Source organism: Acinetobacter sp. GN11 (assembly GCF_054823985.1).
Map to the genome: position 1 here is coordinate 1 of NZ_JRVL01000145.1, position 3,930 is coordinate 3,930.

The 3,930-nt window shown below is 40.5% G+C and carries 5 protein-coding genes; 4 read left to right on the top strand and 1 reads right to left on the bottom strand.

The window, feature by feature from the left end; genetic code table 11:
• The coding region (locus NL42_RS12620; protein ID WP_461313003.1) for a LysR substrate-binding domain-containing protein at positions 1 to 875 on the bottom strand (875 nt) is incomplete at its 3' end.
• A 100-nt stretch (positions 876 to 975) separates the two neighbouring features.
• Here NL42_RS12620 and NL42_RS12625 point away from each other — a divergent pair.
• The 4 genes from NL42_RS12625 to NL42_RS12640 form a co-directional block, all read left to right on the top strand.
• The gene (locus tag NL42_RS12625) at positions 976 to 2,082 is read left to right on the top strand and encodes a muconate/chloromuconate family cycloisomerase (RefSeq protein ID WP_461313004.1); all 1,107 of its coding nucleotides are present in this window, start codon (positions 976 to 978) and stop codon (positions 2,080 to 2,082) included.
• Between the two features lie 23 nt (positions 2,083 to 2,105).
• Positions 2,106 to 2,396, top strand: a complete 291-nt coding sequence (gene catC / locus NL42_RS12630; RefSeq protein WP_003651954.1) for a muconolactone Delta-isomerase — start codon at positions 2,106 to 2,108, stop codon at positions 2,394 to 2,396.
• A gap of 160 nt (positions 2,397 to 2,556) precedes the next feature.
• Positions 2,557 to 3,477, top strand: coding sequence for a catechol 1,2-dioxygenase (catA, locus tag NL42_RS12635; protein ID WP_461313005.1), 921 nt, complete (start codon positions 2,557 to 2,559; stop codon positions 3,475 to 3,477).
• 135 nt (positions 3,478 to 3,612) lie between these two features.
• Positions 3,613 to 3,930: 3-oxoacid CoA-transferase subunit A (locus NL42_RS12640; RefSeq protein WP_461313006.1), on the top strand; the 318-nt coding region annotated here is incomplete at its 3' end.

A 3,930-nucleotide genomic window follows, 5' to 3' on the forward strand; every position in this document is an offset into this window, starting at 1 on the left:
ATCTCTTCAATACAATCTAAAATTTTAGGAATATAAGAACTTTGGTCCATGTTACGCATGGATAGAGAAATGGGACTATAAGCCTCTAAATCTAAGATATTTAAATAAGTTAGATTCTTCATTCCAATATCACAGGCACTTTCTGGAATAATACAAATACCCTCACCCGATGCCACTAAACCAAGCGCCATGTGAATTTCTCGTACTTCGGTCAGCTTGGCTGGGATTAAACCTAATTTGGTAAATAAAGCTTGAATAGTGGTCGAAAAATTAGGCTTAGGTGTCGTTGGATAAGAAAAAATCGTCTCATTAATAATTTGAGATAGGTAAATTCCTGAATCTTGAAATTCACTTAATGGATGCTTTTTATGAATCGCGAGTTTTAGTTTTTCTTTGCGAAGTAAAAGCCTTTTAATCGCTGGATCACTAATTGGTAATCGTCCAAAACCTAAATCGATTTTACCTAACTTTAAAGCCTCGACCTGATCTCTCGTGCCACATTCAATAAGCTCGACATGAATGTCAGGATTCTTTTGTCTAAATAGATAAATGACTTGGGGTAATCGTCCGTAAAGAAGTGAACTGACATAGCCAACTTTCACAATGTTTTCGACCAGCTTCATTTTTTTAGCCATCGAAGCAGCTTGAGCGGTATGCGTTAAAATTTGAACAGCATGTTGGTAAAAAAACAGCCCTGCTTCTGTGGCTTTTAATGGACGTGACCCTTTCACAAACAAATCAATGCCTAACTCTTCCTCTAGTTTTTTGATTTGACGCGTGAGTGGTGGCTGGGCAATAAAAAGCTTCTCAGCCGCTTTTGTCAGACTTTGTTCTTCAACCACGGTAACAAAATAACGTAGATGTCTTAATTCCATTAATATACCTTTTTAGTATCTTAAAATACCGTTCTATATCTATTTTAGGCTATTACATTCTTCTATGGTATGTAAACAAGTTTGAAATAGTTGAAACTTCATGTATAGAACCATAGAAACCATACTTGTGGATATTCCAACTATCCGTCCTCACCAGTTGTCTGTGACTACAATGCGTACTCAGACTTTGGTGCTCGTTAAAATTACGACCACGGATGGTATTGTCGGTTGGGGTGAAGCGACCACCATTGGTGGACTGAACTATGGTGAAGAAAGTCCTGAAAGTGTCAAAGCCAATATTGATACTTACTTTGCACCATTACTCGCATCAGTTAAAGATTTAAATGTGGCTCAAACACTAAAACTGATTCGTAAGAATATTAATGGTAACCGTTTTGCGAAATGTGCCATTCAGACCGCTCTACTTGATATTCAGGCAAAACGTTTAGGCGTGCCGTTAAGTGAAGTTTTAGGTGGCCGTCTACGTAATAGTTTACCTGTACTTTGGACGCTCGCGTCTGGTGACACAGAAAAAGATATTTCTGAAGCTCGAAAAATGATTGAGTTGAAACGTCATAACACGTTCAAACTCAAAATCGGCGCACGCCCTTTGCAACACGATGTTGATCATGTGATTGCAATTAAAAAAGCACTGGGTGCAGATATTAGTGTACGTGTCGATGTAAATCGTGCATGGTCAGAACTGGAATGTATTCAAGGTATTCAACAGCTACAAGATGGTGGAATCGACTTGATCGAACAACCATGTGCTATTCAAAATACCGACGCACTTGCTCGTTTAACGCATCGTTTCGATGTCGCAATTATGGCAGATGAAGCTTTAACTGGTCCTGACAGTGCTTACCGTGTTGCAAAAAGTCATGGCGCAGATGTATTTGCCGTGAAAATTGAACAATCAGGTGGCCTGATCGAAGCTTGTGAAGTTGCAAAAATCGCAGGTTTAGCGGGAATCGACCTTTATGGCGGCACCATGCTTGAAGGCCCTGTAGGTAGCATCGCTTCTGCTCATGCATTTGCAACCTTTGAAACATTAGCTTTTGGTACTGAATTATTTGGTCCGTTATTACTTACCGAAGAAATTTTGAAAGAACCGCTGCGTTACGAAAACTTTGAATTGCACTTGCCAACAGATCCGGGCTTAGGCATTGAAATTGATGAAGATAAAGTCGAGAAGTTGCGTCGATAAGGCAACAGGATAAGGAGTTTCCCATGTTATTTCATGTACGTATGGATGTGCATATTCCACTTGATATGCCAGCCGACAAAGCAAATGAAATTAAGGCCGTTGAAAAAGCCTATTCGCAAGATTTACAACGTCAAGGTAAATGGCGACATATCTGGCGAGTTACAGGCCAGTATTCAAACATCAGTATTTTTGATGTCGAAAGCAATGAAGAGTTGCACAATATTTTACAGGGATTACCTCTCTATCCTTACATGAACATCGAAGTGATGGCGCTTAATCGTCACCCTTCATCTGTTCGTGATGATGATTCGTAATCTAAGAAAATAGTTTGAGTGTGTGGTCTGAAGCACATTCAAAAACTAAATATATTTATTCAGAAGGTAACAAGGAACGTGGCAGCAATATTCGCTAGCAAAACAAAATGCCCGCAACACTGCCACCCAAAACCGTATTGCATACTTAAGGAGTTTTAGTATGAACCGTCAACAAATTGATGCGCTTGTAAAACAAATGAATGTCGACACAGCTAAAGGCGAAGTCGATACACGTGTTCAACAAATTGTAGTGCGCCTTCTCGGGGATTTATTTCAAGCCATCGAAGACTTAGACATCCAACCTTCAGAAGTATGGAAAGGTCTGGAATATTTCACAGATGCAGGCCAAGCAAACGAACTTGGACTTTTAGCAGCTGGCTTAGGTTTAGAGCACTATCTTGACTTACGTGCAGATGAAGCCGATGCAAAAGCTGGCGTTAGTGGTGGCACACCTCGTACCATTGAAGGCCCACTTTATGTAGCTGGCGCGCCTGAAACTGTTGGTTTTGCGTGTATGGATGATGGTACAGAATCTGGCAAAATCGATACCTTAATTATTGAAGGTACCGTGACTGATACTGATGGCAATATCATTGAAAATGCCAAAGTTGAAGTATGGCATGCTAACAGTTTGGGCAACTACTCATTCTTTGATAAGTCTCAATCTGACTTTAACTTACGCCGTAGTATTTTAACTGATGCTGATGGTAAATATGTAGCTTTAACAACTATGCCTGTAGGTTATGGCTGCCCGCCAGAAGGTACAACTCAGGCCCTTCTTAACAAGTTAGGTCGTCATGGTAACCGTCCATCTCACGTTCACTACTTCGTTTCTGCACCAGGTTTCCGCAAGCTTACAACTCAATTCAACATTGAGGGTGATGAGTACTTATGGGACGACTTTGCTTTCGCAACCCGTGATGGCTTAGTAGCAACAGCAGTTGATGTGACTGACCCAGCTGAAATTCAACGTCGTGGTTTAGATCACGCTTTCAAACACATCACATTTAACATCGAACTTGTTAAAGATGCTGAAGCTGCACCTTCAACAGAAGTTGAACGCCGTCGCGCTAGCGCTTAATTGAAAGTGTATGTGAGTTAAAAGTTCGCTTTTGACTCACAAAATTTATTCCATTTATTACTACCATTAAGAATTTAAATAAATTTTTAGCGGTAGTAATAACATCACGTTACCTCATGCTCTAAGGTTTCTCACATGATTGACAAAAGTAAGTCCTCACTAAGCGAGGTACTATCGCAGATTAAAGATGGTGCAACCATTCTGATTGGTGGTTTTGGTACCGCAGGACAACCCGCTGAACTCATTGACGGACTGATTGAACTGGGTATTAAAGACCTGACTATTGTCAGTAATAACGCCGGTAATGGCGATTATGGTCTGGCTAAACTGCTTAAAGCTGGTTCGGTTAAAAAAGTGATTTGCTCTTTCCCACGTCAGTCAGACTCTTATGTGTTTGATGAACTGTACCGTGCCGGAAAAGTAGAGCTTGAAGTGGTACCACAAGGTAATCTG

Coding starts and splice junctions, on each gene's coding strand:
- NL42_RS12625 (WP_461313004.1), top strand. CDS start 976: ATGTATAGAACCATAGAAACCATACTTGTGGATATTCCAACTATCCGT.
- catC (WP_003651954.1), top strand. CDS start 2,106: ATGTTATTTCATGTACGTATGGATGTGCATATTCCACTTGATATGCCA.
- catA (WP_461313005.1), top strand. CDS start 2,557: ATGAACCGTCAACAAATTGATGCGCTTGTAAAACAAATGAATGTCGAC.